Source organism: Paenibacillus sp. ov031 (assembly GCF_900143165.1).
Classification (GTDB): domain Bacteria; phylum Bacillota; class Bacilli; order Paenibacillales; family Paenibacillaceae; genus Paenibacillus; species Paenibacillus marchantiae.
Window position 1 is genome coordinate 2,018,916 of record NZ_FRDO01000001.1, and the last position, 25,661, is coordinate 2,044,576.

26 protein-coding genes are annotated in these 25,661 nt (G+C 44.1%); 10 read left to right on the forward strand and 16 right to left on the reverse strand.

Translation table 11 applies throughout. The annotated features are described in order from the left end of the window. Genes rbsC through BUA17_RS08520 form a run of 5 tightly spaced genes read right to left on the reverse strand, consistent with a single transcriptional unit; the run spans window position 1 to window position 4,732 of the window. Window positions 1-972 (reverse strand): ABC transporter permease subunit, encoded by a 972-nt coding sequence (gene rbsC, locus BUA17_RS08500; protein WP_063562749.1) that lies wholly within the window; start codon window positions 970-972, stop codon window positions 1-3. A gap of 1 nt (window position 973) precedes the next feature. Continuing rightward, on the reverse strand, window positions 974-2,455 hold the full coding sequence (locus tag BUA17_RS08505) for a sugar ABC transporter ATP-binding protein (RefSeq protein WP_072733235.1): 1,482 nt from the start codon (window positions 2,453-2,455) through the stop codon (window positions 974-976). Window positions 2,456-2,470: 15 nt separating this feature from the next. After that, complete coding sequence (rbsD, locus tag BUA17_RS08510) at window positions 2,471-2,872, reverse strand: D-ribose pyranase (RefSeq protein WP_072733236.1); 402 nt, start codon at window positions 2,870-2,872, stop codon at window positions 2,471-2,473. Then, on the reverse strand, window positions 2,869-3,750 hold the full coding sequence (gene rbsK, locus BUA17_RS08515) for a ribokinase (protein WP_072733237.1): 882 nt from the start codon (window positions 3,748-3,750) through the stop codon (window positions 2,869-2,871). The genes rbsD and rbsK overlap by 4 nt, the downstream gene beginning before the upstream one ends. Then, window positions 3,743-4,732 (reverse strand): LacI family DNA-binding transcriptional regulator, encoded by a 990-nt coding sequence (locus BUA17_RS08520; RefSeq protein WP_072733238.1) that lies wholly within the window; start codon window positions 4,730-4,732, stop codon window positions 3,743-3,745. The genes rbsK and BUA17_RS08520 overlap by 8 nt, the downstream gene beginning before the upstream one ends. Before the next feature lie 211 nt (window positions 4,733-4,943). On the opposite strand from BUA17_RS08520, the gene BUA17_RS08525 reads away from it, so the two are divergent. After that, window positions 4,944-5,369 carry a MaoC family dehydratase gene (locus tag BUA17_RS08525; RefSeq protein WP_063562754.1) on the forward strand — a complete coding sequence of 142 codons (426 nt, stop codon included), beginning with the start codon at window positions 4,944-4,946 and terminating at the stop codon, window positions 5,367-5,369. A 101-nt stretch (window positions 5,370-5,470) separates the two neighbouring features. Here BUA17_RS08525 and ppsA read toward each other — a convergent pair whose 3' ends face one another. The 3 genes from ppsA to BUA17_RS08540 form a co-directional block, all read right to left on the reverse strand. Next, window positions 5,471-8,086 carry a phosphoenolpyruvate synthase gene (gene ppsA, locus BUA17_RS08530; RefSeq protein ID WP_072733239.1) on the reverse strand — a complete coding sequence of 872 codons (2,616 nt, stop codon included), beginning with the start codon at window positions 8,084-8,086 and terminating at the stop codon, window positions 5,471-5,473. A gap of 357 nt (window positions 8,087-8,443) precedes the next feature. Then, window positions 8,444-10,183 carry a HAMP domain-containing sensor histidine kinase gene (locus BUA17_RS08535; RefSeq protein WP_072733240.1) on the reverse strand — a complete coding sequence of 580 codons (1,740 nt, stop codon included), beginning with the start codon at window positions 10,181-10,183 and terminating at the stop codon, window positions 8,444-8,446. After that, the gene (locus BUA17_RS08540; RefSeq protein WP_244552098.1) at window positions 10,180-10,932 is read right to left on the reverse strand and encodes a response regulator transcription factor; all 753 of its coding nucleotides are present in this window, start codon (window positions 10,930-10,932) and stop codon (window positions 10,180-10,182) included. Before BUA17_RS08540 ends, BUA17_RS08535 begins: the two co-directional genes overlap by 4 nt. A 154-nt stretch (window positions 10,933-11,086) precedes the next feature. On the opposite strand from BUA17_RS08540, the gene BUA17_RS08545 reads away from it, so the two are divergent. Further along, on the forward strand, window positions 11,087-11,398 hold the full coding sequence (locus BUA17_RS08545; protein ID WP_072733241.1) for a YbjQ family protein: 312 nt from the start codon (window positions 11,087-11,089) through the stop codon (window positions 11,396-11,398). 391 nt (window positions 11,399-11,789) lie between these two features. Next, window positions 11,790-12,755 carry a DMT family transporter gene (locus BUA17_RS08550; protein WP_197521381.1) on the forward strand — a complete coding sequence of 322 codons (966 nt, stop codon included), beginning with the start codon at window positions 11,790-11,792 and terminating at the stop codon, window positions 12,753-12,755. A gap of 131 nt (window positions 12,756-12,886) precedes the next feature. On the opposite strand, the gene BUA17_RS08555 is transcribed toward BUA17_RS08550, so the two are convergent. Together BUA17_RS08555 and BUA17_RS08560 are read right to left on the reverse strand one after the other, a co-directional pair. Next, window positions 12,887-14,020, reverse strand: a complete 1,134-nt coding sequence (locus BUA17_RS08555) for a serine hydrolase domain-containing protein (RefSeq protein ID WP_072733242.1) — start codon at window positions 14,018-14,020, stop codon at window positions 12,887-12,889. A gap of 166 nt (window positions 14,021-14,186) precedes the next feature. Then, window positions 14,187-14,702 (reverse strand): spermidine/spermine N(1)-acetyltransferase, encoded by a 516-nt coding sequence (locus BUA17_RS08560; RefSeq protein WP_072733243.1) that lies wholly within the window; start codon window positions 14,700-14,702, stop codon window positions 14,187-14,189. A 404-nt stretch (window positions 14,703-15,106) separates the two neighbouring features. On the opposite strand from BUA17_RS08560, the gene BUA17_RS08565 reads away from it, so the two are divergent. Genes BUA17_RS08565 through BUA17_RS08580 form a run of 4 tightly spaced genes read left to right on the forward strand, consistent with a single transcriptional unit; the run spans window position 15,107 to window position 17,394 of the window. Beyond that, on the forward strand, window positions 15,107-15,838 hold the full coding sequence (locus BUA17_RS08565; protein ID WP_072733244.1) for a dihydrofolate reductase family protein: 732 nt from the start codon (window positions 15,107-15,109) through the stop codon (window positions 15,836-15,838). A gap of 36 nt (window positions 15,839-15,874) precedes the next feature. Next, the gene (locus BUA17_RS08570) at window positions 15,875-16,192 is read left to right on the forward strand and encodes a carboxymuconolactone decarboxylase family protein (protein ID WP_064637276.1); all 318 of its coding nucleotides are present in this window, start codon (window positions 15,875-15,877) and stop codon (window positions 16,190-16,192) included. A gap of 21 nt (window positions 16,193-16,213) precedes the next feature. Then, window positions 16,214-16,609 carry a cupin domain-containing protein gene (locus BUA17_RS08575; protein WP_072733245.1) on the forward strand — a complete coding sequence of 132 codons (396 nt, stop codon included), beginning with the start codon at window positions 16,214-16,216 and terminating at the stop codon, window positions 16,607-16,609. Window positions 16,610-16,647: 38 nt separating this feature from the next. Beyond that, window positions 16,648-17,394 carry an SDR family oxidoreductase gene (locus BUA17_RS08580; RefSeq protein WP_072733246.1) on the forward strand — a complete coding sequence of 249 codons (747 nt, stop codon included), beginning with the start codon at window positions 16,648-16,650 and terminating at the stop codon, window positions 17,392-17,394. Between the two features lie 78 nt (window positions 17,395-17,472). On the opposite strand, the gene BUA17_RS08585 is transcribed toward BUA17_RS08580, so the two are convergent. Further along, entirely contained in the window at window positions 17,473-18,246 is a 774-nt protein-coding gene (locus BUA17_RS08585) for a class I SAM-dependent DNA methyltransferase (RefSeq protein ID WP_072733247.1), read from the reverse strand. 167 nt (window positions 18,247-18,413) lie between these two features. Between BUA17_RS08585 and BUA17_RS08590 the strand changes: the two genes are divergently transcribed. After that, window positions 18,414-18,836 carry a hypothetical protein gene (locus tag BUA17_RS08590; RefSeq protein ID WP_063562764.1) on the forward strand — a complete coding sequence of 141 codons (423 nt, stop codon included), beginning with the start codon at window positions 18,414-18,416 and terminating at the stop codon, window positions 18,834-18,836. Window positions 18,837-18,984: 148 nt separating this feature from the next. On the opposite strand, the gene BUA17_RS08595 is transcribed toward BUA17_RS08590, so the two are convergent. Next, a complete protein-coding gene (locus tag BUA17_RS08595) occupies window positions 18,985-20,025 on the reverse strand; it encodes an NAD(P)-dependent alcohol dehydrogenase (protein WP_063562765.1) in 1,041 nt (346 codons plus the stop codon). Window positions 20,026-20,207: 182 nt separating this feature from the next. Here BUA17_RS08595 and BUA17_RS08600 point away from each other — a divergent pair, with 182 nt between their 5' ends. Further along, the gene (locus BUA17_RS08600) at window positions 20,208-20,621 is read left to right on the forward strand and encodes a MerR family transcriptional regulator (RefSeq protein ID WP_063562766.1); all 414 of its coding nucleotides are present in this window, start codon (window positions 20,208-20,210) and stop codon (window positions 20,619-20,621) included. Between the two features lie 95 nt (window positions 20,622-20,716). On the opposite strand, the gene BUA17_RS08605 is transcribed toward BUA17_RS08600, so the two are convergent. The 4 genes from BUA17_RS08605 to BUA17_RS08620 form a co-directional block, all read right to left on the reverse strand. Continuing rightward, a complete protein-coding gene (locus BUA17_RS08605) occupies window positions 20,717-21,196 on the reverse strand; it encodes a DUF6530 family protein (protein WP_063562767.1) in 480 nt (159 codons plus the stop codon). Window positions 21,197-21,300: 104 nt separating this feature from the next. Further along, a complete protein-coding gene (locus tag BUA17_RS08610; RefSeq protein WP_072733248.1) occupies window positions 21,301-21,660 on the reverse strand; it encodes a GIY-YIG nuclease family protein in 360 nt (119 codons plus the stop codon). Between the two features lie 35 nt (window positions 21,661-21,695). After that, window positions 21,696-22,904 (reverse strand): MFS transporter, encoded by a 1,209-nt coding sequence (locus BUA17_RS08615; RefSeq protein ID WP_072733249.1) that lies wholly within the window; start codon window positions 22,902-22,904, stop codon window positions 21,696-21,698. A gap of 426 nt (window positions 22,905-23,330) precedes the next feature. Next, window positions 23,331-24,551, reverse strand: coding sequence for an MFS transporter (locus BUA17_RS08620; protein WP_072733250.1), 1,221 nt, complete (start codon window positions 24,549-24,551; stop codon window positions 23,331-23,333). 233 nt (window positions 24,552-24,784) lie between these two features. On the opposite strand from BUA17_RS08620, the gene BUA17_RS08625 reads away from it, so the two are divergent. After that, complete coding sequence (locus BUA17_RS08625) at window positions 24,785-25,648, forward strand: helix-turn-helix domain-containing protein (protein ID WP_063562771.1); 864 nt, start codon at window positions 24,785-24,787, stop codon at window positions 25,646-25,648. Window positions 25,649-25,661 lie beyond the last annotated feature (13 nt).

The window sequence follows — 25,661 nt, forward strand, 5'->3', positions numbered from 1 at the left end:
TTAAGCCGTTTTCTTGCGGTCCAGCAGGACAGCGATGGCAATAACGACACCTTTTACAACCATTTGATAAAACGAGTTCACTCCGAGCAGGTTCAAACCATTGTTCAACACGCCGATAATCAGGACCCCAATCAATGTACCGACGATCCGTCCTCTACCACCTGATAGGCTTGTTCCACCCAGAACAACAGCTGCAATGGCGTCCAGTTCATATGAAGTACCTGCCGTTGGCTGCGCAGAATTCAGACGGGAAGTCAGGATCGCGCCTGCCAGCGCTGACAGCATACCTACCAGGGAGTAAATCATGATTTTCACACGATGCACTTTAATACCTGAGATAATAGACGCTTTCTCATTGCCACCAAGCGCGTACGTTTTACGGCCGAAAGAAGTTTTGTGCAAAATCGTCCACAGAATTACGAAAGTAATGAGCATTGTGATTGCTGGAACCGGTATGCCTAGCATATAACCACGACCGAACAGTTGGAACAGCAGGCTATCGCCCAATCCGGTAATCGGATTACCGTTCGTATATACCAGCGTCAATCCACGGAACACCGTCATCGTAGCCAATGTAGCAATAAATGGAGCCATCTTGCCTTTTGTTATCATGAGTCCGTTCACCATACCCATGACACCGCCGAGCGCAACCCCGATAATGATCGACAGAATCGGATCCAGGCCAGATAGCATCATATTGGCTACAAAGGCGCTAGATAAAGCCAGAATGGAGCCCACCGACAAGTCGATGCCGCCTGTCAGAATGACAAATGTCATGCCAAAGGCAATCAGCGCGTTAATCGAAACCTGACGCAATAGATTTAATATGTTAAGCGGTTCCAAAAAGCTTGGATTTAATACCGATACGATGATAATCAGAATGATCAGTCCAAGCAACGGACCTAATTTCTGTGTTAGATTCGTCAAGCGGAAACCGCTTTTGGCGGGTTGGTTTTCCTGCAAAGTTGTCATATCATTGTCCCCCTGTAGCCAATGTCATAATGTTTTCCTGTGTTGCCTCTTCTTTTGCCAGTTCACCACTAATGCGTCCCTCATGCACAACCGCGATTCGATCGCTCATGCCAAGCACTTCAGGCAGCTCGGAAGATACCATAATGATGGCAACTCCGCGGTCAGTCAGCTCGTTCATCAACTGATAAATCTCTCGCTTGGCTCCAACATCCACACCGCGTGTCGGCTCATCCAGGATGAGCACACTTGGGCCAATGCCGACCCATTTGGCGATAACCACCTTCTGTTGGTTGCCCCCTGACAGGTTTCGTACCGCTGTTTCGGATGATTGTGTCTTAATTTGCAAACGTTTGATGAGCGTATCGACGAATTCCTGTTCTTTCTGGGTCGAGATGAACCCCTTACTTGAGAAGCTGAACAGATTAGGTAAGGCCATATTCTCACGAATGGAGAAATCTAATACCAAACCTTCATCCTTCCGGTCTTCAGTAATAAATCCAATTCCATGTTTAACCGCGTCGGCAGGCTTCCGAATATGAGCCTTTTTGCCTCGAATCATAATTTCGCCACCGTCCAGAGGCTCCAAACCGAAAATCGACCGCATGATCTCTGTCCGTCCCGAACCCATCAGCCCGGAGAACCCGAGGATCTCGCCTGCTCTCACCGTAAAGTTGATATTTTGGAACAATCCTTTGCTGCTTGCGTTCCTTACTTCCAGGACCACTTCACCATACGAAGGATTGCGTGCCGGATATCGTTCCGTAAGTTCCCGTCCGACCATCTTCCGCACCACTTCGTCAAAACTGGTCTCCGGGATCGCCTTGGTGTCTACCGTCTTGCCGTCACGCATGATCGTAATCCGGTCGCAAATGGTGAAAATCTCCTCCATCCGGTGCGAGATATATACGATGGAAACACCGTTTTTCTTAAGCGAAGTGATCACGCCGAACAACTTTTGAATCTCCCGTTCCGTAAGCGCCGCCGTGGGCTCATCCATAATGATGACTTTGGCGTCGGTCATCAGCGCCTTGGCAATTTCAATCATTTGCTGCTGACCGACAGAACATTCCCCGGCAGGACGATCCAGCGGAATCTGTACGGAAAGCTTGGCAAACTGCTCAGTGGCAAGCGCTTTCATTTGTCTTGAATTCAGCAATCCAAAAGACGAAGTTATTTCCTTACCTATGAAGAGATTATCAAGCACCGTCATTTCCGGCCAAACGTTTAACTCTTGGTGGATAAAAGCAAGCCCCATCTTCTCAGCTTCCTTCGGATTGGCAAAATAGGTTTCTTTGCCGTCAATGGAGATGGTTCCCTGATCCCGCCCATGAAGACCGATCAAAATGTTCATTAGCGTGGATTTTCCAGCCCCGTTCTCTCCCATCAGGGCATGAACCTCGCCTTCCTTTAGTTCGAAATCCACCCCGCTTAGCACTTGGTTGGTGCCAAAAGCTTTATATATGTCTTGCATCTGAATATGCATGATACCGTCCCCCTTTTAACCGAAAATGACGCCCGATTGTAAAATGCAATTGGCATACGGCGTAGCTTCGCCCGTACGAATGACCACTTTGGCATTCCGGGTCAACGCCTTGAATTGTTCATGATTAATGGAAACGTCAATGGCTTCATCGCCAAATTTCTCGGTAATAAACTGCATAGCTTCTGGATTCCCTGCCTTGATTTCTGTTGCCAAAATCACTTTCTCAACGACCATATCGTCCGCAATAAGCTCCACGATCTCTTGAAAACTCGGTGTTCCCAGTTTCAAGGACAAATCGATTTTGGGGACCCCTTCTGGAACCGGAAGGCCAGCATCCGCGATGACAATCATGTCCGTGTGACCCAAATCAGACAACACCTTCGAAATGTGACTGTTCAATATTCCCAGCTTCTTCATTTCAGGCTTTCCTCCACTTCACCCCGTGTCGGCATGCCTCCTTGTGCCCCAAACTTGGTCACGGATAGCGATGCAGCCCGGTTGGCGAATCTAATGCTGTCTTGTAGCGGTTTGCCTTCAGCCAAAGCCACCGCAAATGCGGCGTTAAACGTATCACCCGCTCCGGTTGTATCCACTGGTTCCACCTTATAAGTAGGTACAACGATTTCCTGTTCGCCGTCAAAATATCTAACTCCGTTGCTGCCCTCCGTAATAAACAATTTGTTTGGATATTTGCGCAGCGCTTCTGCCGGAGTCATGCCCTGAAACAATATCTCGGCCTCATGCTCGTTCGGCGTGATATAAGCAGCTTTGTCAATGACCTCATCCGGTACTTTCCTTGCAGGTGCAGGATTCAACAACAGGGGCGTTCCGCTTTGGGCGCAAATCTCGCTGACACGAACAACGGTTTCCTCCGGAATTTCCTGCTGAATCAGTACAATATCTGCACGTTGGATCACTTCTGCCGCTTCATCGACATAAGCCGGTGTAACTTCTCGATTTGCCGCTTCAACAACCACAATACTATTATCACCTTCAGCCAGCACGATATGAGCCGTACCGCTCTCCATATGTGTAACCGGTTTCACATTCTGCGTATTTACACCATTTGCTTTGAAATTATTTAAAATGGCTGTACCAAAAGCATCATCACCCACCCGGCCGATCATGGAAACATCGGCCCCCAGCCTTGCGGCAGCAACTGCCTGATTTGCTCCTTTGCCGCCAGGAACTGTTTTGAAGCTGTCGCCAAGGACGGTTTCACCCGCCCCCGGCCGCCTTGCAGAAGTAACAACTAAATCCATGGAGCTGCTGCCAATTACGCATATTTTAGCCATCTGAATTCACCTTTCTTGTTGTGCCCCGTTCAATGAAACTGACCGGGAGCTGTATGTGTTTGTTTTCGATTGGAGCTTGTTCCACCAGTTTGATAAGCAAACCGGCTGCTTCCCTTCCCATCTCATAGGCCGGTTGGCGAATGGTCGACAATGCTGGTGATAGCAGGCTGCTCATCGGGATATCGTCGAAGCCGATAATTTGCATATCCTCCGGAACTTTTTTACCGATTCGCAATGCCTCGTGCAGTACCGCCATAGCTGCGATGTCATTACTTGCAATGACTCCGTCTGTATCGCCGTACTTGCTAAAAAGCTCATCCGCCCATAAGCCAACATCGTTAAAGGAAAAGGATGTCGTTTGGATTACGCGGTAATCCAGACCAGCTTGACGTATGCTCTCGATTGCGCCTTCAAAACGATCCTGTGCAGGTTTGATATGTGCCGGCCCCTGCATAACCGTAATTCGGCGACTTCCACGCTTGATAATCTCCCGTGCAGCCAGACGTCCACCCTCTCTGCCATCCGCAAATACGGAGGGACTGTCCAGAGGTGTTCTGTCAAGAAACACCACGGGAATTTTCAAGTTCTCATATATTGAAGAATGAGGGTAATTCGTTGAAGAGATTACGCCGACTACATTATTCTGGATAAAAGTCTGGATGTAATCCTTTTCCTTCTGTTCATCCTCATCACTATTTCCGAAAATCAATCTGAAATCCTGCTCCTGCATCCGGTCCTCTACGCCGCGTGCAAGCTGCGGAAAGTAAGGGTTTGCAATATCGGGTAACAGCAGGCCAATCAATTTGGACTTACGCTTGTATAAAGAGCGGGCCACCTCATTGGGAGAGAAGTTAAGCTGCTTGACCGCCTCCTCCACTTTCTTACGAGTGTCCGCATGAACATAACCTCTTTCATTAATGACCCTTGATACAGTGGCAACTGAAACGCCAGCAAATTTAGCTACATCTTTTATTGTTGTCATGAACGTTCACTCCTATGTGTGTAACCGGTTACAGATATGAAAATATCATATTTTATTAAGTTTGACAATCCTTTTGTTACTGGAAATTTATCCAAGTCACCAGAAAGAGACCTAATTACACTTGCTTTATTATGCCCTAGCATCTTCATAAAATGACTACTTGCCTTGAATTCAACTTATCCATTAGAGTAGATATTGGAGGTGTACATCATTGAAATTTAACGAGTATGTTATAGGCGAGACCTATAGAACAGAGTCTATTCAATTGTCAAAGAAAGATATTATTGATTTTGCAAAAATATATGACCCTCAATATATGCATATAGATGAGGCAAAAGCCAAAGAAGGACGCTTCGGCAGCCTCATTGCTTCGGGTATGCAGACGATGAGCACGTCCTTCAAACTTTGGGTGGAACTCGGGATATATGGAGAAGATGTTATCGCAGGAACCGGCATGAATAACATAAAGTTTATCAAACCTGTGTTTCCAGATGATGAAATCAATGTTCTATCCGAAGTGATTGAATTGGCTCCAAGAAGAAGCAGGGGTGGAATTGTTACCGTGCTGCTCACTACTTTTAATCAAAATAATGAGAAGGTTTTTCAGGCAGAATTAAGTGCTCTGATTAGCAACTGAATTTGTACAATTCGTTTCCGTTGTTGACTTTGAAAACAAAAGCGATCGCACATCAGGTCTGATGCGCGATCACTGCTGTACAATCTCAATTCGTGTATCATTTACAATATTTCGATATATCCTTCTGTTCCATGTACCCGAATTCGCTGCCCATCTTTTATTCGATGAGTTGCCTTCTCCACTCCGACAATGGCTGGCAAGCCATATTCACGCGCAATCACAGCTCCATGGGTCATCAGTCCACCCACTTCGGTAACTAGGCCTTTTATAGAAACAAATAATGGTGTCCAGCTCGGATCAGTATAGGGAGTCACTAGTATATCTCCATCTTCCAGATCCGCATCTTCAATATTGAAGATGACACGTGCACGGCCCTCTATCACTCCGGAAGAAACAGGCAGGCCGACAATGGCTTCGGCTGACATATTTTCACGTTTATACTGACCTGTAATGATTTCACCATCAGACGTGAGCACGCGAGGTGGAGTTAGCTTTTCATAGATTTTATAATCGTCTTTCCGTTGGGTAATGATCTTCTCATCCAGTTTATTGGTGCGTACAACTTCACGAAGTTCTTCAAAAGTGAGAAGGTATATATCCTCTTTTTCGGCAATAACACCGGCTTGTGCAAGTCGTTCGGCTTCTTTCAATAAAGCCTGTTTATATACGAAGTAACGATTGATCATGCCGTATTTGGGATATTCCCGATAACCGATGAAGTTGCGAACTAGGTCAATCATTCGTTTCGTTTCCTTGGCTTTTTGTTCACCATCAGGCAATAGCTTCAATCGATCCAATATTTCCTGTTCTTTCTTCAATGCTTCCTGTCGTCCCTGCTCAAATTTTCGTTTGCTTGCATTAGGCTTAAAGTTTCTGATGTTACCCAGAATCAACGGTACAAGTGTAATGGGTTTTTCAATCCAACGGGTTCTGGTCAGATCGATTTCTCCGGCACATCGCATTCCGTATTTGTCCAGATAATCCTGGATCGCTTCCCTTGTTTCCTGTCCACCCTCAACCTTAACCAGTTCATCCATAAAGTCATCCTCTTTCACTTGCTGTAAATAAGCAATGACTTCAGGATACGGACGAATCACATCTGCAACATCCAGTAATGCCAGACCCATTTCCGAAGTGATATTGTTAGGTACAGATTGAGACAGCGTATCTGCTGCATTTTTCTCACCCAACCACTCTTTCATGTTTTCATTGATCCATGCTGAAGCATTCATGGCAGTCATAAATACATTTGAACTTCGTGGGTCAGATAGAAATCTCTTCAATTCTTGCAGATCTTCAAGGATAAAATCAAACAAATCCAATCCAGACTTGTTTTGGATGTTACGTTTTAGCTCTTCTACTGAGGCTTGATTGCTCTTAATCAAATCAGAGACGATAGTCGATTCATTTTCAATATGTGCTTGAAAACCATCAGATACGCTCTGTTTATGGTGATTACGCGGAGTTGGTGCTGGCTGATCAACAGGTAACGATTTTATGAAATTCCCGCGCTCGATTACAGTTGTAAGTGCGTCCTTAAGGAGCGGATCGGATTGTCCCATGGTATTTATGAAGTTTTCTCTCATGACAGGCGAAGCTAGCCTAGGCGTAATATCAACAAACAATCTTCCACCAGCTATACGCATGGGTGCCGGAGTCGTTAATAGAAAGAAAGATAAGCCCAGCGGTTTCATGGGATCAGTCATCATTTGTTGATGACCCACAGATAGGTACACATGATTTTCTTGGTCACTCGCTTCAGGGATCGGGTATAACGTTGTGATTGGCCGACTTTGGACAATATAAAACATATCATCCGCCAAACACCATTCAATATCTTGCGGGAAACCAAAATGAGCTTCGATCTGTCTTCCTATCCGTGCCAGTTCTAAAATTTGTTGATCGTTAAGTGTTTGCGTCTTTTGCAGCACGGGATCGATCTGATGTGTATACGTTCCACCTTCTTTCCGTCCATAGATACCCAACGTTTTGACGGCTATCCTCTTATCGACAATTTCACCTTCCCGTACTTTATAACAATCAGCAGATACCAAGCCGGACACCAGCGCCTCACCAAGTCCAAAACTGGCGTCGATAGAAAGCAGTTTCCGGTTGGATGTGATCGGATCAGCCGTAAATAAAATCCCTGAAGCCGTTGGGAAGATCATCTTTTGAATGATAACGGACAAATAAACCTGACCATGGTCAAATCCATTTTGCATACGGTAAATTACCGCGCGATCGGTAAACAGGGAAGCCCAACATTTGCTGATATGATGCATAATTGATTCTTTCCCAATGATATTTAAGTAGGTGTCTTGTTGACCCGCAAAAGAGGCATGTGGTAAATCTTCAGCGGTCGCACTGGAACGCACTGCATACGCACGGCCCTCTCCAAATGTGGAGAGATAATGAGCAACTTCTTTTTCAACATCGACTGGAATGTCTGCGCCCAGAATAAGTTCCCTGATCTTCCTGCTGATTTCACCAATTTGCTCTCGTTCTTCTACTTTCAACAAGGTTAATTGATCCAGTAAAGCATGATACATTTCATTTTGTTCAATGGCTTTCTGATATCCAACGGTTGTAACACAAAATCCTTCAGGGACGTAAATTCCTTCAATCTTTGATAACTTCGCTAGATTTAATCCTTTTCCACCAACGAGTGCAAGCTGCAATTTTTCCATTTCATGAAACCCGATAACCAAAGAACTCATTCCGAATCTCCCCTAACTAATAAATTGAGAAAAAAACATTTGACAAAGAGTTTACCGCCATGATAAGATTTAAATATAAGATAAGATATTTATGTCTTCGATGTCAAAAGAAATGTAATCTGATTATATCATTGTGTTTGTTTATATACAATATCGAAGAACTTGGGATAATTACCCAGGTTCTTTTTTGATTCAAATAATATTAATCCCTATAGAAACATGGCTCTCCTCAACCAGATCACTGTCGTGAACATGTTATGTACCACAGATGTTGAAGCCAACAGAAAAAGCAACCTGCCCTCAAATGAGGTTGGGCTGCTTTTTTTCAGTAATCGCCTTTTTAAGACAGTAAACATTTCAACAGGGTAACAAGATCTCAATTTTCGTACCTTGCCGCACTTTGGATTGTACATGAATTTCTCCGCCGTGTGCTTCCACGATCGTTTTGGCGATACTCATCCCTAGTCCAGAACCTGCCGTCGATTCCTCTGTATTTGTTCCCCGATAATAACGATTGAACAAATGCTGCAGCGTTTCCTCATCCATCCCTTTCCCATTATCAAATACGCGTATACATGCCTTATTGTTCATTCTGCCGATGGAGACGGTGACGTTAACGCCTGGCGGGTTATGCTTCACGGCGTTGGACAGCAAGTTATCCATTAACCGCAGCAGCCAGGTTTCATCAGCCTGTACCCACAAGGGACGCTCCTCCCCAACATAGTGAAACTGGTATTCAGACAGCGTAGCGTCATTGACATACTTCAGCACGGAGCAGCGCACCAGTTCAACCAAATCGATTTTCCGAATCTCCATAATCGAATCGCCCTGCTTAAGCTGATGAATCATGGAAAAGTCAGAGATCAGCTCAAGCATATAATCCCCTTTTTCCCGGATCGTCGCCCCCATGGTACGCATCTCTTCTCGGCTCCATTGTTCCGGTAAACTCTCCAGCATATATCCATACCCTTGAATGGTGGACAGAGGTGTGCGCAGATCATGTGAAATTCCTGACATCCATTCTCTTTGATCTTTCTCCAGCCGCTCGCGCTCCTTCTCGGTTTGAGCCAATTGATCAGCCATTTGGTAGAAGGATTCAATGACTTCCTTATAGAGCCTGTATCGGTTTCGCATCGTGCCATTGGAGCGGAATATCTTGCGTTTGTCCTTGGCGGTAAGTACCTGATCGTACTGCCCCCGCCCCATACGTTCGAACCAGCCTGCGAACAAAATCAGCGGCTGACCGTAACGGTAGCCATGCCAAATCGATAAGGGTACTGCCAAGAGAAGAGCTAGACCTGCAAACCACATAAGTCTGCGCGTTGCCGTATCCATCGCTGGATGTTTCAAAGGGCCACCCGCTGGATTGGGCGTATAAAGAATCCAGGTCATTCCACTACGCTGGTCCCGATGGGCGACTATATTGGTATCATAGTTGCTGGGCGATTGCTGGATTGCCAGAATGTCCAGTGGACGGTACCCCTTCTGTAAATACGTTCCATCACCGATGGCTTGTTCGGTATGACCCGTGGAATTGATTACCTGGAGATAACTGCCGGTTTCACGCAGTCGCTGATCCAGAAAGGAAAGCTTTTCGCTAGATACCATGCCTTGCTGCCCGTATTCGTCGAACCAGGCCTTGAGCTGATCAAGGTCAGAATTTTGGTAGCCAAGGATGTACAGAACCGGCACATTAAAAGCAAAGTTCAGATGAGTTTGAACAGCATACGTCCCAAGTGTCCGTGTCTCCTGAATATCGAGCAGTTGGGCGATAGAGTACGATGGCGACAGCCCATCATATGAATTTGTATTTACTTCGTAAATGACCCCTCCTTCGGCATTTACAACCTGCATCCACATTCCTTTTTCCTCAATGAGCTTATCCCACTTGGGGGAGATTTGAATGGTCCCGTCTTTTGAAGAAGCTTCTTGAGCAATCAGTTGTAAGGCACCCACCGGAAAGTTCCGGCGCAACTCACTATTGGTCGTGTTTTGAAAGAATATAATACAAGCAATGAGAGTAATCGCCAGAATGATCAGGGCATAAAAGATCAATTGATACGTGAAGTGAAATGTCATACGCTGTTGTATCTTCATTGCTCCTGAAACTCCTTTAACAGCTTGTAGCCGAGCCCGCGTACGGTCAGCAGCAGCTTTGGATTTCCTGGATCGATCTCGATCTTCTCTCGTATGCGCCGAATATGTACCATTACCGTCGAGTCATCTCCCTGTCCGTTGATCCCCCACACCTGATCATAGAGCTGTGTTTTGGAAAATACGACTCCCGGGAACTTGCAGAAATGCAGTAGCAGATGGAAAACCTGTGCAGGACAAGGGACAGGTTGTCCCTCCACGATTAACTCGCCCTCCGCCTCATTCACGGTGAAGCGTCCGAATCGGTAAACCCCTGGTTCAGGGCGTTTCACCTGACTCACAGATGGAGCTTCAGGCTCTAAACGGCGTATGCGCGCCTGAATTCTTGCAGCTACCTCCAAAGGATTGAAGGGCTTGGTAATATAATCGTCCCCGCCCATGGCGAATCCTCTCAGCACATCGAGATCGGATGCCTTAGCCGTCAGAAACAAAATATGCGGATTTCCGTATTCACGGAGCTTGGAACAAAGCTCCAGACCACTCCCGTCCGGGAGCGTGATGTCGAGCAGGACAATATCCGGGGCAACGCGCTGTACCAGATCGAGAGCTTCCGCACAGGTGGAAGCATCGTACAGCTGATGAAACCCTGCCCTGCGAAGCACCATTTGCAGCATGGTGACAATCGAGGGTTCGTCGTCGACAATTGCAATTTTAATATCCGTTTGATTGGTCATCGTTTTCACCCATTTCATAGTAGCATACTCACATTAACAGAACCTAAACGGCTTGGGCAAACTTAAACGATTGTTCAGCAACTCGTTTAGGCTCTGTTTCAGTAACGCTGTTAGCATAGGAAATGAGAAATCTGATTCGCGACAAATCTATTTTATTTTAGGAGGAAAACATTTGATTATTACAACAACAGCAGTAATTGAAGGTTCCCCGGTTAGACAGTATATCGGCGTTGTAACCGGTGAGGTCATCATCGCTGCCAATGTCGGGAGAGACTTTCTCGCTTCATTTAGAGATCTTGTAGGCGGTCGTTCTCGTACCTATGAGAACAAGCTAAGAGAAGCAAGAGATGCTGCCTTTGAAGAGATGACCGAGCAAGCCGCACAGATGGGAGCCAATGCCGTAATCGGTGTGGATCTGAACTACGAAGTTGTTCGTCAAGGTATGCTCATGGTCGCAGTCAGCGGAACGGCAGTTATTATCTAAACTTCAACGGCATTATCGCGCTGTCCTAAAATAATCCTCACGCTTTATCAATTCACAATAAGGAGCTTACATACAAATGAAAAAAATTACGGCTTCAATTCTGTCCTTATGTTTACTTACCTCAGGGCTTTCCTCCGTTCATGCAGAAGAGAAAGTGATATCCGTATCATTAAATGGCGAGTCAACTCAGTTCAGTCAATCCTCAGCGATCGTAGACAAAGGGGTAACTCTCGTCCCCTCAATCATTTTTCACAACGTTAATTATATCTCTTAGTCTTGTTATGAAACGGGATTTCATTTTTTTGTTACAGCTACTCGCAGTTTGTGATATGGTCAGTGAGGTGCGATCAGCCCGTACACATTTACATATCATGCGAGGAGAAGATTGAAAGTGAATGAAATAAAAGCATTGGAGAACCCGAACAAGTTTAGTGATCCTTTATTTGTGACACTAGTTGCAAGTTTATGTTGCTTGTTATGGGGGAGTGCCTACCCGTTTATTAAGCTTGGATATAGTGCTTTTGATATCTTGGCAGAAGATATTCCATCCAAATTTGTATTTGCGGGTTATCGATTTATTTTAGCAGGATTACTGCTTCTATTCCTGTTTCGTGTCATTAGTAAACGGAAATTTGAACTGTCTGGACGACAATTTTCAAGCTTAATATTGCTTGGCATGTTCCAAACGGGTCTGCAGTATATGTTTTTTTATGTGGGTGTAGCCAATACGACAGGTGTCAAAGGTTCGATTATGAATGCGACAACGACCTTTTTCAGTGTTGTTCTAGCTCATTTTTTATATAAAAATGATAAACTGAGCAAAAATAAAATAGTCGGCTGTTTGCTAGGATTTATTGGCGTAATTATTGTGAATTTCCACTCCAATCTGCTGGAATTCTCCTTCTCTCTCACAGGTGAAGGTTTCGTTATTATGGCGGCTCTTATTTTTTCCATTACGGCCATCTATGCAAAGCACTTGACAGGCTCCATCGACGTCCTCGTTATTACTGGAGTTAGCTTGTTTGTCGGCGGACTGGCACTCACCATACTGGGACTCCTGCTTGGCGGCCGGGTTACACATTTTACACTCGAATCAACGGGTATCTTGATTTATTTAGTTTTACTTTCATCAGCTGCATTCTGCTTATGGAATCTACTTCTGAAATACAACAAAGTGGGGAAAGTATCTGTGTATAACTTCCTTATCCCTGTCTTTGGTGCATTGCTATCGGCTTTGTTTTTGGGAGAAACGATTTTGGAATTCAAAAACCTAATTGCATTGCTCTTTGTATCCATCGGTATTTATATGGTTAATCGCGTAACCTCTCGAAAGTTCTCAAATACCCTGGAACCTTAGTTCAAAAAGAAAAGGAAAAAATAATAACAGGGGCGCGACATTGCTCGCGTCCCTGTTTGTTTCCAATTGTACGAATACTCAACATCAAGTCGTTGAATTAAGCAAATGCCTCGTCAGAATCCACTCCCGCATTACAAACAGGAGTAAACGACATTACGCAAGCGGCGATGAACATAAGGCTCCTGATTGTTCAGCAGATGCTGCGCATACATGACCGTGAGTTCAGAATCCGGATCAATGATGGCCATGCAGCCGGCAGCACCACTCCATCCAAATTCACCAAGTGGGCTTAACGAACCGCTGCCCGCTTTGGAGATATGCGTGCGCACACCCAGTCCATAACTATACCCTCCCATATGATCCCAGGAGTAATCATCACGGGTCAGATCGTTCAGATGGTCTGTGCGCATCAGCTCAATTGAAGCATGTGACAGAATGCGCACGCCTTGCGGACTGGTCCCGCGTCCAGTCAGAGCGTTCAGGAACAGTGCATAATCGCTAACGGTGGACAACAACCCGGCACCGCCGCTCTCCAAATCCGTGCCTACCCGGAATCCGTTTCCGTCCATGCGTACGGCTTTTTCAAGCTCATCATTGTAAGCATACTGGGGAATCAGACGGGTCTGCTGTTCATCGTTCAGATCGAATGCCGTATCGTTCATACCTAGCGGTCCGGTAATTTCCTCTTGCAGATACGTACCAAAGCGTCTGCCACTCACAACCTCCACCAAGGCTCCGAGCACATCGTGACACATGCTATAGTTCCAATGCGTACCTGGCTCAAACAGAAGTGGTTCCTTGGCGAGCGCTTTCGCAAATTCTCTTGTCGGTAATGTTCCGTTCGTGTTCTTCACAGCTTCCTGAATGCTTGGCGAGCCAACATCATAGGAGAACCCGGCAGTCATCGTAAACAAGTCACGCACTGTAATCGCCTTTGTCGCTTTTTCCAATCTGACCTCGCCGCTCGATAATGTTTTCTTCACCGTCATCTCGGCATATTCCGGCAGATAGTCAGATAACGGATCGCTCAGCAGCAATTGCCCTCTCTCTACAAGTTGAAGCGCTGCCACACAGGTCATAATTTTCGTCATGGAGTAGAGATTGAAGATCGCCCCATCGCCGATGGGCGTTTGCTCCTCCAGATTAGCGTAACCATTCCGGTAACGGAAAACGGTATCATTTTGATGCATCACAAGGACCTCTGCCCACGGAATTCTCCATGATGTGATGCGATCAATAAATGAAGCAAGCGGTTTAAAGTCCATATTTCCCCGTCCTTCTATGTAGAATCGTTATCAATACACATAGTGGATCTGTGTTCATGCACATGGCCCACATAGTATTAATATACGACCATTCACATGCATTGACCATATCTAATAGTAAGCAACGTTTAAACAATCTGTACATTTTTTAGGATCGGTACGATTACTAGAGTGTCTTGACCATGATAAAATCGATTTGTTCCTCGTCCCCCATGTAAAAAGAGTGTGAGCCAGTCTGAACAAACCCCCTCTTCTTGTAAAAAGCAATGGCATTGTCATTCTTTTCCCATACGCCAAGCCAGACTTCCTTCTTTTTGTGCTCCAATGCGGTCTCCATGGCTTTATTTAGCAGATATTTGCCCAGTCCATGCTTTTGGAATTTTTTCCTGATATAAATTCTCTCAATTTCTAGTGAAGCATCACTCATTTGTTCGGATTGGGCGCCCTCTCTGTTCACCTTTAGATACCCGGCAAGTTCCTCATTGTAGTAGACGAAAAAGATGTCTGAGCAGCTATTAGACAGTTCATCTTCCAACTGTTTAGCGTTAAATGCTCTTTCCAGATAGGCTCTCATATTGTCAGGGGAATTCTGATCTTTGAATGTATCGTTGAATGTTTCTATACTTATTTCTTGTAGTTTTAGTAAATCCTCGGGACTGCATGCTCTAATTTCCACGGTCATTCTGATGTATCTCTCCTTCTATGAATCAATTACTTATTTGAAAACACTTCAGTTTTTTTGTTGCAAATACAACATTAATTATGTTCTTAATCTACTCTAATTTTGTAGAGTTTGCAACATAAATTAAGTGAGACGAAACAAGTTGAAATACAAGGCAACTCCCAAAAGCGTTTTTTGTTCATACTATCTTGACGTTTATTTACAATCCACACCTCTATGTTTATTAATGAACAAATTTAATGAATCTAACAATTGATTATACGATTCTCTCTTATATAATAATAGATAGATGTTCATTATTGTATTAATGTAAATTTGAATTACACATCAAAGTAATACTACAGTAATGAATAATATTCACTTTTCCCCCTTGCAATCCATTCATGTCGAAAGGAGATGCTACGATGGACAGACCCTATACGATTTGTCATATGCTTAGTTCAATAGATGGCAAAATTATCGGCGATTTTCTGGAAGATGATCGGTCAACCTACTTCATTAAAGAGTATGAACGTATCCATGACCGCTACGAGTGTAATGCTTGGATGTGCGGACGAGTCACGATGCAAGAACATTTTGCACATGAATATATTCCTCCACCCAATCAAGAGAAGCAGTCCCCGATTCCTCGAACGGATTATGTTGCGCAGCAAGACATTGGAACTTATGCCATCGCCGTAGATCCACACGGCAAATTGGCTTGGACCCATAACTATATATCCGAAGAGAATGGCAACAGAAAAAAGGATCACATTATTGAGGTGCTGACTGAACAAGTGCCCGATGCTTATCTCGCATATCTACAGGAATTGGGCATCTCTTATATCTTTGGTGGAACGAAAGAGCTGAACGTTGTGACGGTTGTAAAAAAATTGAAAGCATTGTTCTCCATCGATCGATTACTGCTTGAAGGCGGGGGTTTATTAAATGGTTCTTTCCTGAATGAAAGTTTGATCGATGAGTTAAGTCTCGTATTCGTTCCTTTTGCAGAGGCAAGCTCTCCGGCTTGGACCATCTTTGAGAAGGGTTCAAGTTCCAAAGAAACCTTCCCCGTTCATTTTGAATTGATAAGAGTCGAACAAATGGAACATAACGGATTGTGGATGACTTATCGAGTAGAAGGAAATTCTAAATAACTCTTAACCGAATTACGAATGGAGGATCACATAGCTATGGAAAAAAAACAAACTGCTGGAAGAGATATATTAGGTGAGTTTGCCCCGAAATTTGCAGAGTTGAATGATGATATTCTGTTTGGCGAGGTATGGTCAAGAGTAGAAGAATTATCTAGTCGTGATCGCAGTATGATTACCGTCTCTGCACTTATTGCCGGTGGAAATTTCGAACAATTAACCCCACACCTTCACAAAGCAAAGGAAAATGGAGTAACTCGTAATGAAGTGTCTGAAATGATTACTCACCTTTCCTTCTATGTGGGCTGGCCGAAGGCATGGTCTGCGTTCAATATTGCAAAAGATATTTATAAATAAAAAAGAAAGTAGGGAACCATTATGACAAACGAACATTTGAGTAACAGCAGCATCTTCCCACTCGGAAAGAAAGTAGAAGCCAATTTTTTTGGAGATGCGTATCTGGAGATGGTCTTTACAGATGAAACTCCACTTAACACTAGCATTGGAAATGTCACTTTCGCGCCAGGAGCACGCAATAATTGGCATTCGCATGCTGTAGGTCAAGTGTTACTTGTTACAGGTGGTGAAGGCTGGTACCAGGAAGAAGGTAAACCCGCACGATTGCTTAAAACCGGAGATGTTGTAAATATTCCTCCTAACGTGAAGCACTGGCATGGGGCAACAGCCGATAGTTGGTTTGTGCATTTGGCTATGACACCTGGACTAACCGAATGGTTAGAACCTGTGAATGATGAGTGGTACAACGCGCTCTAAGGAAAGAATCTGATCCAAATGAAAGGAATGAACTGAATATGTCTAATATTGAGGGTAAAGTTATAATTCTTACGGGAGCATCCAGTGGAATTGGAGAAGCTACCGCGAAAGTTCTTGCTTCAAAAGGTGCCAAACTGGTATTAGCAGCTCGTCGGGAAGAGCGTTTAGTACAATTACAAAAAGAAATTCAGAACAATGGCGGTCACGCTATTATCAAACCAACAGATGTGACTTCGCAAACTCAAATGGAAGACTTGGCTAAGTATGCACTAAGCGAATTTGGTAAAATCGATGTTCTAATCAACAATGCAGGAATCATGCCTCAAGCCTTTCTTTTCAAGAAAAAAATTGATGAATGGGACAACATGATCGATGTAAACATTAAAGGTGTCCTCTATGCTATTGCAGCGGTTCTCCCGTCCATGAGAGAACAGAAATCAGGTCATATTTTGAACCTTTCCTCTGTTGCTGGACATAACATATATCCGGGTGGAACTGTATACTGTGGAACAAAGCATGCCGTTACAGCAATCTCCGAAGGCTTGCGTCAGGAAGAAGCCATGAGCGGCACCAATATCAGAGTCACCAATATTTCTCCAGGCGCTGTCACAAGCGAGTTACTGGAAACGACAAGTGATCCTGAGTCCAAAGCAGGTTTAGATGAGTTCTACAAATCCGCTATTGATGCCGATAACATCGCACGTGCAATCGCATTTGCAATTGAGCAACCATCGGATGTAGCAATTAACGAAATGATCATTCGCCCAACGGTTCAAGTCGGTTAATGGTATTGATTTACTAAAAAAAGGAACGAATGCAAGCTTCTTATCGAGGCTGCTTCGTTCCTTTTTTATAGTATACACTTACAATTTTCGAGCTGTCACCATAGGCTGGTAATAACCTGTGTCCGCAGGGAAATGCCACTCTACATCCATAAAACCAGTCGCCCTTAATACGTTGTTCATCTCTTCTCGCAACAATGCTCTGTACGGTGTGCTATTATGTTTTGTTTTCCATTCACCATTCATTTCTTGCACAATAAATTGGTTTGTCGTATACGTTTTCCCATCTTCGGCCCAGTCCCATACCTGAAAAACAACCCTCTTCCCCTTATCTAAAACACGCGGCTGCGTGGTTGATGGTCTCTCTTTTACCAATGCATCATAGTCTCTTATAGTAGCAATGAACAAGCCATTCCGATTAAGCTTTGTATATATATTTTGAAAGGCCTTATGTAAATCTCCGTCTGTAAGTAGATGTGGAGTAGCATTGTCTGCGGATAGAACGATATCAAAAGCTCCCGTTAGATCTGTATCCAACGAGCGAAAGTCGGCTACCCCAAAGTTTATGTTAACTCCGCGAGATGCGGCTTCTTTCTCAGCTCTTTTTACGGAATCAGGACTTACGTCAGTCGCACTTACGTTATACCCGTATTTCGCTAGTCCGATTGCTTGTGTACCTATACCACATGAACAATCCAAAAGTGAAAGGGTCTGGGTAGTAGAATGAGTCAACTTGGATTGGATGACTTGGTCGAGAATTTGCGCTTGCTGTAAAATGGATTGATTCCAATCAGCAAAAATAAGATGATAGTCCTCTGCAATCTCGTCATAGAACTTTAGAACGGAATCTTTCACTTCCAATCCCCCTCAAATGGTCATATTTCATGCTCATTACATTACCATACTTGGAACGATTCTGCCCGTTAGTTAAGATGCCTTTTTTTTGATTATATTCAGAAGTCCAAGCATACTAGTAACCTTTGAATATATTATCCTATCCCACTCATTAGGAGGTAGATTCAATGACAACTTTTCTTGATGCAAGAACATCGCAAAACGCAAGTTTGGCTAACTCGATTGCTATTCCGATTCTGGTAATCAACGCGCCGCAATTGTTTGGACAAATTGGTCTTCAAACAGCAGGTGCAGGTACTAACCCTAGAGTTCAATTTAAAGGAACGGTTTCTGTACAATTACCATTAGCTCTTGTCGGAATAACGATCACCATTGTAAGAGGTACCTTGTCGACTGACCCTGTAATTTACTCAGCAACTTCAACATTTGATTTGAGTCTTTTGGCTCCTCAAATCATTACGTTCTCTGCGGATGATTTCAATCCGCCAATTACCCCTCAATTGACATACACTGCATTCGTAAGCTCCAACTTGCTGGGTACGATCCGTGTAGGTCCTGAGAACTTTGATGGATTCGTCGTTTCAGACTAATACGACAGCTCCTCTTTCTAATCCTTTCACTCAGTCTCCTTCATCATAAAAGAAGAAAATCCAATCGCAATGTTATGAGCGATTGGATTTTCTAATTTCTAGGTATAGATCAAATGGTAAATGTCTTTACCCACAACTTTAAAACAATTTAAATTGTGCTAGTGTCAATTACGAATCTGTACTTCACATCAGAAGCTAATACACGTTTGTATGCTTCGTCAATTTGGTCAGCTGAAATGACTTCGATCATAGGAACAATACTATGTTCTGCACAGAAATCAAGCATTTCCTGAGTCTCACGGATGCCACCGATCATTGAACCAGCAAATGAACGACGGTGACCAATGAGGGACATCACATTTACTGCCAACGGCTCCCCAGGAGCACCCACATTAACCAACGTGCCATCCAGAGTGAGCAGTGAGAAGTATGCATTGATGTCGATATTTGCACTTACCGTGTTAATAATCAGATCAAAAGACCCGGCGAGTTTTTTGAACGTATCTGGTTCACTTGTGGCATAGTAATGATCTGCCCCGAATTGCAAACCATCCTCTTTTTTCTTCAATGATTGTGACAGAACAGTTACTTCTGCCCCCATGGCATGTGCAATTTTGACAGCCATATGACCCAGACCGCCAAGACCTACAACCGCTACTTTTTTACCTGGTCCCGCTCCCCAATGATTCAGCGGCGAGTATGTTGTAATACCTGCACATAGAAGAGGTGCAGCGACATCCAGCTCGATGTTATCCGGAATACGAACGATGAACTCCTCAGTTACGACGATGTGAGTGGAGTATCCACCTTGTGTAGGTTCGCCGTACTTATCAACACCCGCGTAGGTGGGAACATTTCCTTTGAGACAATACTGCTCTTCTCCTTGGCGGCAGTTCTCACATTCGCCACAGGAGTCAACCATGCATCCAACTCCTACTCGGTCACCAACTTTGTACTTTGAAACTTCGGCTCCCACATCTGTAACAATTCCTGCGATCTCATGTCCAGGTACGAGCGGATAGTTTACGGGGCCCCATTCGCCGTGAGCAGTATGGATGTCAGAATGGCAAATGCCGGCATATTTAATCTCGATCAGGACATCGTGCAAATCCAAATCGCGTCGTTTAATCTCAGCCGCCCGGAATGATTGGTGCGGACCGTCAACAGCTCGTGCTTTAGCAGTTATCATCATAAAACCTCCTAAGATTGTCATTCTTCCTTTTCTCTTGCAAAACTATCTTAATCCCTCTAGTTAACTCTAGGTCAAATGTCTTTTGAAATTTTGACATCCTGCAGCCTGCGTGGTAGAATCCCAAAAGATAATCCTAGAGTTAGCTCGAAGTCTATATTAGTACGAAAAGGGGAAAATAAATGACGTATTCAATTAGCGAGGTTGCTAAAGAATTGAATCTAACCGTATATACATTGCGCTACTATGACAAGGAAGGACTCATGCCCTTTGTAGAGCGTACCCCTGGCGGAGCACGAAACTTCAAAGAATCAGACATCGATTTTTTAAAGATCATTCAATGTCTGAAAGCTACCGGGATGCCGATCAAGGATATCAAAGATTTTATTGCATGGTGTTCCGAGGGGGACTCCACCTTGCAGGAGCGATATGACATGTTCACCGAACGCAAGGCCAGTGTAGAAGCGCAAATGGAAGAACTTAGAAAGACCATGGAAGTTATTGAACATAAACGTGCATATTACAGGACTGCTCTCGATGCTGGAACGGAAGAGATTCATCAAAGCAAGAGAATGGGAAATTTCATTGCTAACTAATTACGTTATATTTAACTCACAAAAAAAAGAGCCTAAACGTCTATAGACGTTTAGGCTCTTTTTGCTCAATCCACTTCAGCAATGACGTTTTCTTGTTAATAACCCATATCCTTTAATATTTTGGATAATGTGCGCAAACGCTCGCCAATCATTTCATCGTCATCACTCAGAGCTTGGCTGAACAGCTTAATATCTTCATTTATTCTCTCATTGTCCGTACAGATCTCCACGGACATTGCATCCCCTTGCAGGCCAACACGATCGATGACAGGCTGCTCTGGGTCATATAAATTCTCATATCTATAGGCCTCGCGAAAATGTTCCAAAGACCGACAGATCAGAATGGACAAATCCAGCACGCGATGGAGAGGCAGTTCCTCAGATTGTCTGGACCACTTTTCTCCAGTGTATCTCCATACTTTCGCTGAAATATCAACCTTTCCTCTATCGTTCCACTGGGCCAATCCCAGGGAAAGACCTTTTGCGTCCGTGTTTCCGGCCATTCGGCCATCAACCTTTTCATAATTATCCGAGACGATAACAGGTTTATGTTTTAACGTTGTAGGTATTTTCAATTACATTCCCTCATTCCGTTTACCTTTTTACTAATTTACTAAACGACGGTTTCATCTTATCTTGATTTTCACTGTTAGTCAAATTCGTTTCCTGTTACATTATTTTAATTCTGTGGAGGTCTATTATAGCCCTTGTCTCCGTAAGGTTGTAACTTCTGAAGCCACGGCTTCAGGATTTGTTTTTGTTCCCAACGTATATCCGTCACCTTATCGATGTCCTTCTGTTCCAGTACCTCATAAGTGAATGCCGCTTCTCCGAATTCTCTCCATTCTTTTTGCAACTCGGCATTTGCAAATCTTCCTTGATCCAGTTGCATCTGCAGCGTAAACCATTTGTTTTTCAAGTTGGGATAGCTGTCGATATAGATTTTACCGTTTACTTTGTTTTTAATTTGGGCTACACCCATATACGTCTTAATCTGCTTGTATTCCTCCAGTAGCTCCCTGCGCTTATTCATATCCATATCTCTCTCTCCTTATCGTTTCGATTCCCTTTCCGTCATGATGATGGAGTTTCCTCGGCTTTACTTCTCCTTTCAATGACAATAGGGAGCAATAGTAGCGCACCAATAATCACAAAAACACCACTCGCTATAAATACACTTAGCAGGGAAAACGTATCCTTGAGATATCCTGAAGTAAGCATGCCAATCACCATCATTCCCATAAAAATCGGCATGATCGCTCCAGATACCCGGCCAATAAATGCCCCTTCCGTATTCCGCACAAGAAGCGTCTGAATTCCCCCCTGAATACACGGGAAGAACAAACCGCTGATGACGAGCAGAATAATGGTTAACCAAATTTGTGTTGATGCGCCCATTCCAACCGTACAGATCGCACTAACAAGTAAGCCGACTAAAAGCAATAACTGTGGCTTTACTTTTTTAGCAATCGCCATGATCACAGCACCTCCGACCAACATGGCCGCCCCATTCGCCATCACCAGCCATTGTAAGAACTCTTTGTCCTGACCCAAATTTTCAATGACAAGAAAGAGCTGAAGCGGTTGAGTTAGTCCTGATGCCAAACCAACTGCCGAGAAGGTTAATCCAAGTGTTCTCAAGGATTTATTCGCCCCGATATAACGCAGGCCATCCGTGAGCTCTTTAAGGAAGCCGCCACTATTCCCTGATTTCTCCTCCTCTACATCTCGGGGAAGCGATAATAATACGAGCGAAGAGCCCAGAAACATAACTGCTGTCAGGATGAGGGATACGTTAATGCCAAACTTAATGAAAATAAACGTGCCGATGACCGGCCCCAAAACCATAAAAACAGCAACAAGCGTTTGGGACATGGCCATGACACCCTGCAATTGTTCGGTTGGTACATGCCGTTTGTACAGTTTCATCGCCGAAGGCTGAGAAAACTGTGACAAGCTGGCAGAAACGAAAGATCCAATCAGAAGTGCAATCCATCCACCATTCATGACCGCAAGCAATACAACACCAACGGACAAACCTGATAATAAATCGCTCCATACCATTGTTTTTTTCGGCCGCCATCGGTCGGCAAAGGTACCGCCAATCAAGCCAAATATAAAGATCGGTGAGAATTCCGCTACCGAAATCAGTGAAATATCAACGGGATTATTATGCGTCAATTCGGAAACATAAAGAAGAACGGCATAATTCCGGATCCAGATTCCGAGCTGCAATAGAACTCGGGAAAGGATAATTGTTCGAACATATGGATTGGCAAACATTTTAATACCCCATATCCTTTAAGATTTTTGCTAAAGTGCGCAGCCGTTCCCTATTCATTCCATCATAAAGCAACGGCTTCTTTCATTTTCCCCCTCCTATCCATCAACTTTTTATTTAGTAATTTACTAAATTACTGATTTACTAAATCACGGCTTCATTCTATACAGAATATCTTCCTTCGTCAATCGTTTTTTGAATACTTTCTTTTCACTTCTGTTTTTGAACAATAAAATGATGGATGGGAAAAAGGTGCTGTTCATCTCATTTCTACTGTAATTTTTGGGCAAGAAATGTATCCAAAAAAACAAAAAAGCCGCTAAAATTAGCGGCTTTCCGTGCTCGAACATGTATGATTATGTCGTTTCAATTTGCTACCTCAATGAAAATTCACACTTATGGAGCGAAGAAGCAGCCTTCAGGATTTACTAATTAGTACTTGGAATCGAGTAGTCTACTATAGGAGCGGTGGCTGCTTCCGGTTTCAATTGAATGGATCGCTGGCAGATCGCTGTGATCCCAAAAGCCATCAGAGCTAGGATCACAGCTACTGGTGGTACCCACTTCACACCACCTAAACTGACAGCAAGTCCGCCAACTCCGGAACCGAGGGCTATCCCCACGTTTGCCGCCACGGGCAGCAGCGTGGACGCAAACGGTCTGGAATTCGGCGCGATCGCTCCGGAGACGTCGAACAGATAGAGCTGGGACGCTGCGCTCATGGATGATGACAGGCAACCGATCAGGAAAAGGAACGCCAAGCCCAGCCACAGATGAGACACAGTGAAGCTGAGTCCCAAAAAGATTGCAGCTTGAATGACGAAAAGCCACTTGAGCTTGGGCAAGAAATCTCCTTTGGCTATTTTGGCACCAATCCAATTGCTTAGTATGCTGCAGGCACCGTATATGAGGAGTACAGCGCTAATCCAACGTGCAGGTATACCCATGGACTGTCCCAGTAACGGAGTGATATACGTAAAGATTACAAAAATACAACTGTTTCCAAGAACCGGAATCAAGCAGGCCAGCAATATACGCGGCTTCATAAATAGCGCCATCTGATCACTGAATGAACCAGCAATGGTCGTTGTTTGTCGCGGAAGAATCCGGAACATGAATATGAATGGCACGACCCCGATGCATGCTGTAACAACAAACGTCATGGACCAGTTCAGATGCTGTCCAATGAAGGTTCCGAGCGGGACGCCAAGCACATTGGCGATGGAAAAGCCGCCCAGTATCCACGCGATCGCTTCCCCTCTTCGTTCCCGGTTAACTGCGTCGCTTGCAATCGAGATCGAAAGCGATATCGTAAGTCCGCATGCAACAGCTGAAACGATCCGAATAACCATCAAGGAATAGAACGTCGTTGAGAACATGGTAAGTACGTTTAAGGCAAGCACGACTGCAAACCCAATTAAAATGGAGTTTCTTCGAGGAATTTTGGCCAAGAAAGCAACAGCAAACGGTGTTCCGATCGCATAGGCAATGGCGAAGCCCGATACGAGCGCACCTGCCGCAGCCAGCGATACTTTCAGATAGGTTTCGATTTCCTTCAATACGCCTACAATCACATATTCGGTTGTTCCCAATACAAAGCTAACTAAGGTAAGTGTTAAAATAAGTAAATTTTCTCTTTTTCTAGTCAAAAATAAGCCCTCACAATTCTCTCTAATGTTGCAAGCGTTTCATTTTCTTAAATAGATTCCATTCTTAACAAATTTTGCTTTCACATCCCTTCAATTCGATATATAGTACATATTATTGAATAGTGAAATTGTACTGTTAGACATGCTAGGCGACAATCAAGGTTGTTGTGATCTTCATCCAAAACATTATGTATGTTGTCATTTCACCACAGAATCTTGAAGGGAAGACATTAATGAATACACGCCATGAGCCCCACCGACTACATGAAGATCAAGATTGCATTATTATTTATGTAGGGAAGTTGGCAGACAATCCGCATTGGAGTTTTCCGACCCACAAACATGACGATTTGCATGAGATTATTTACGTTAATGAGGGTCAGGGTTCGTTCACGATTGATGGGACAAAGCACTCAGCCCGAAAGGGAGATCTACTTGTATATAACAAAGGAACACTTCACGAGGAAAAATCGGACCCGGAATTCCCCTTATCCACCTTTTATTGCGGATTTCGTTTCAAAGAGGGTACCCGTGCCAACAACGATTGGATTATTCCTCCCGGTAGCGAGCCAGTTGTTCGTGCCAATCGTTATTCGGAAGAGATCCGTTCGTTAATGCAGACCATGTTCAATGAATTTTCAATCCGGGAAGAAGGATATGATTCTATTTCCCATCATCTGCTGAATGCCGTTCTGCTCATTATCGATCGCATGTCTCACCATCAGCGCACAGCTAGTGAGATCGTTCGGAATAATACACTCGCTGAAAGCATCAAAGACTATTTGGATACGAACTATCGTCAAAATATTAAGCTGAAGGACTTGGCGGACCAATTCCATATCGACTTCTACTACTTGATCCATATGTATAAAAATTGCTACGGTACCTCCCCCTATCATTACCTCATTCAGCGAAGAATGGGAGAAGCGACCCGATTGTTGGTTTCGACCAAGAAAAAAGTATGGGAAATCTCCAAGTTGGTCGGGTACGAGAACCCAAACTACTTTACAATTTTATTTACCAAAACGGTGGGTGAATCTCCGAGAAGTTTCCGCAAAAGATATCAAAAGGACATGTTTGGTGACCCTTCCAACTAAAAAAACAGGTAGC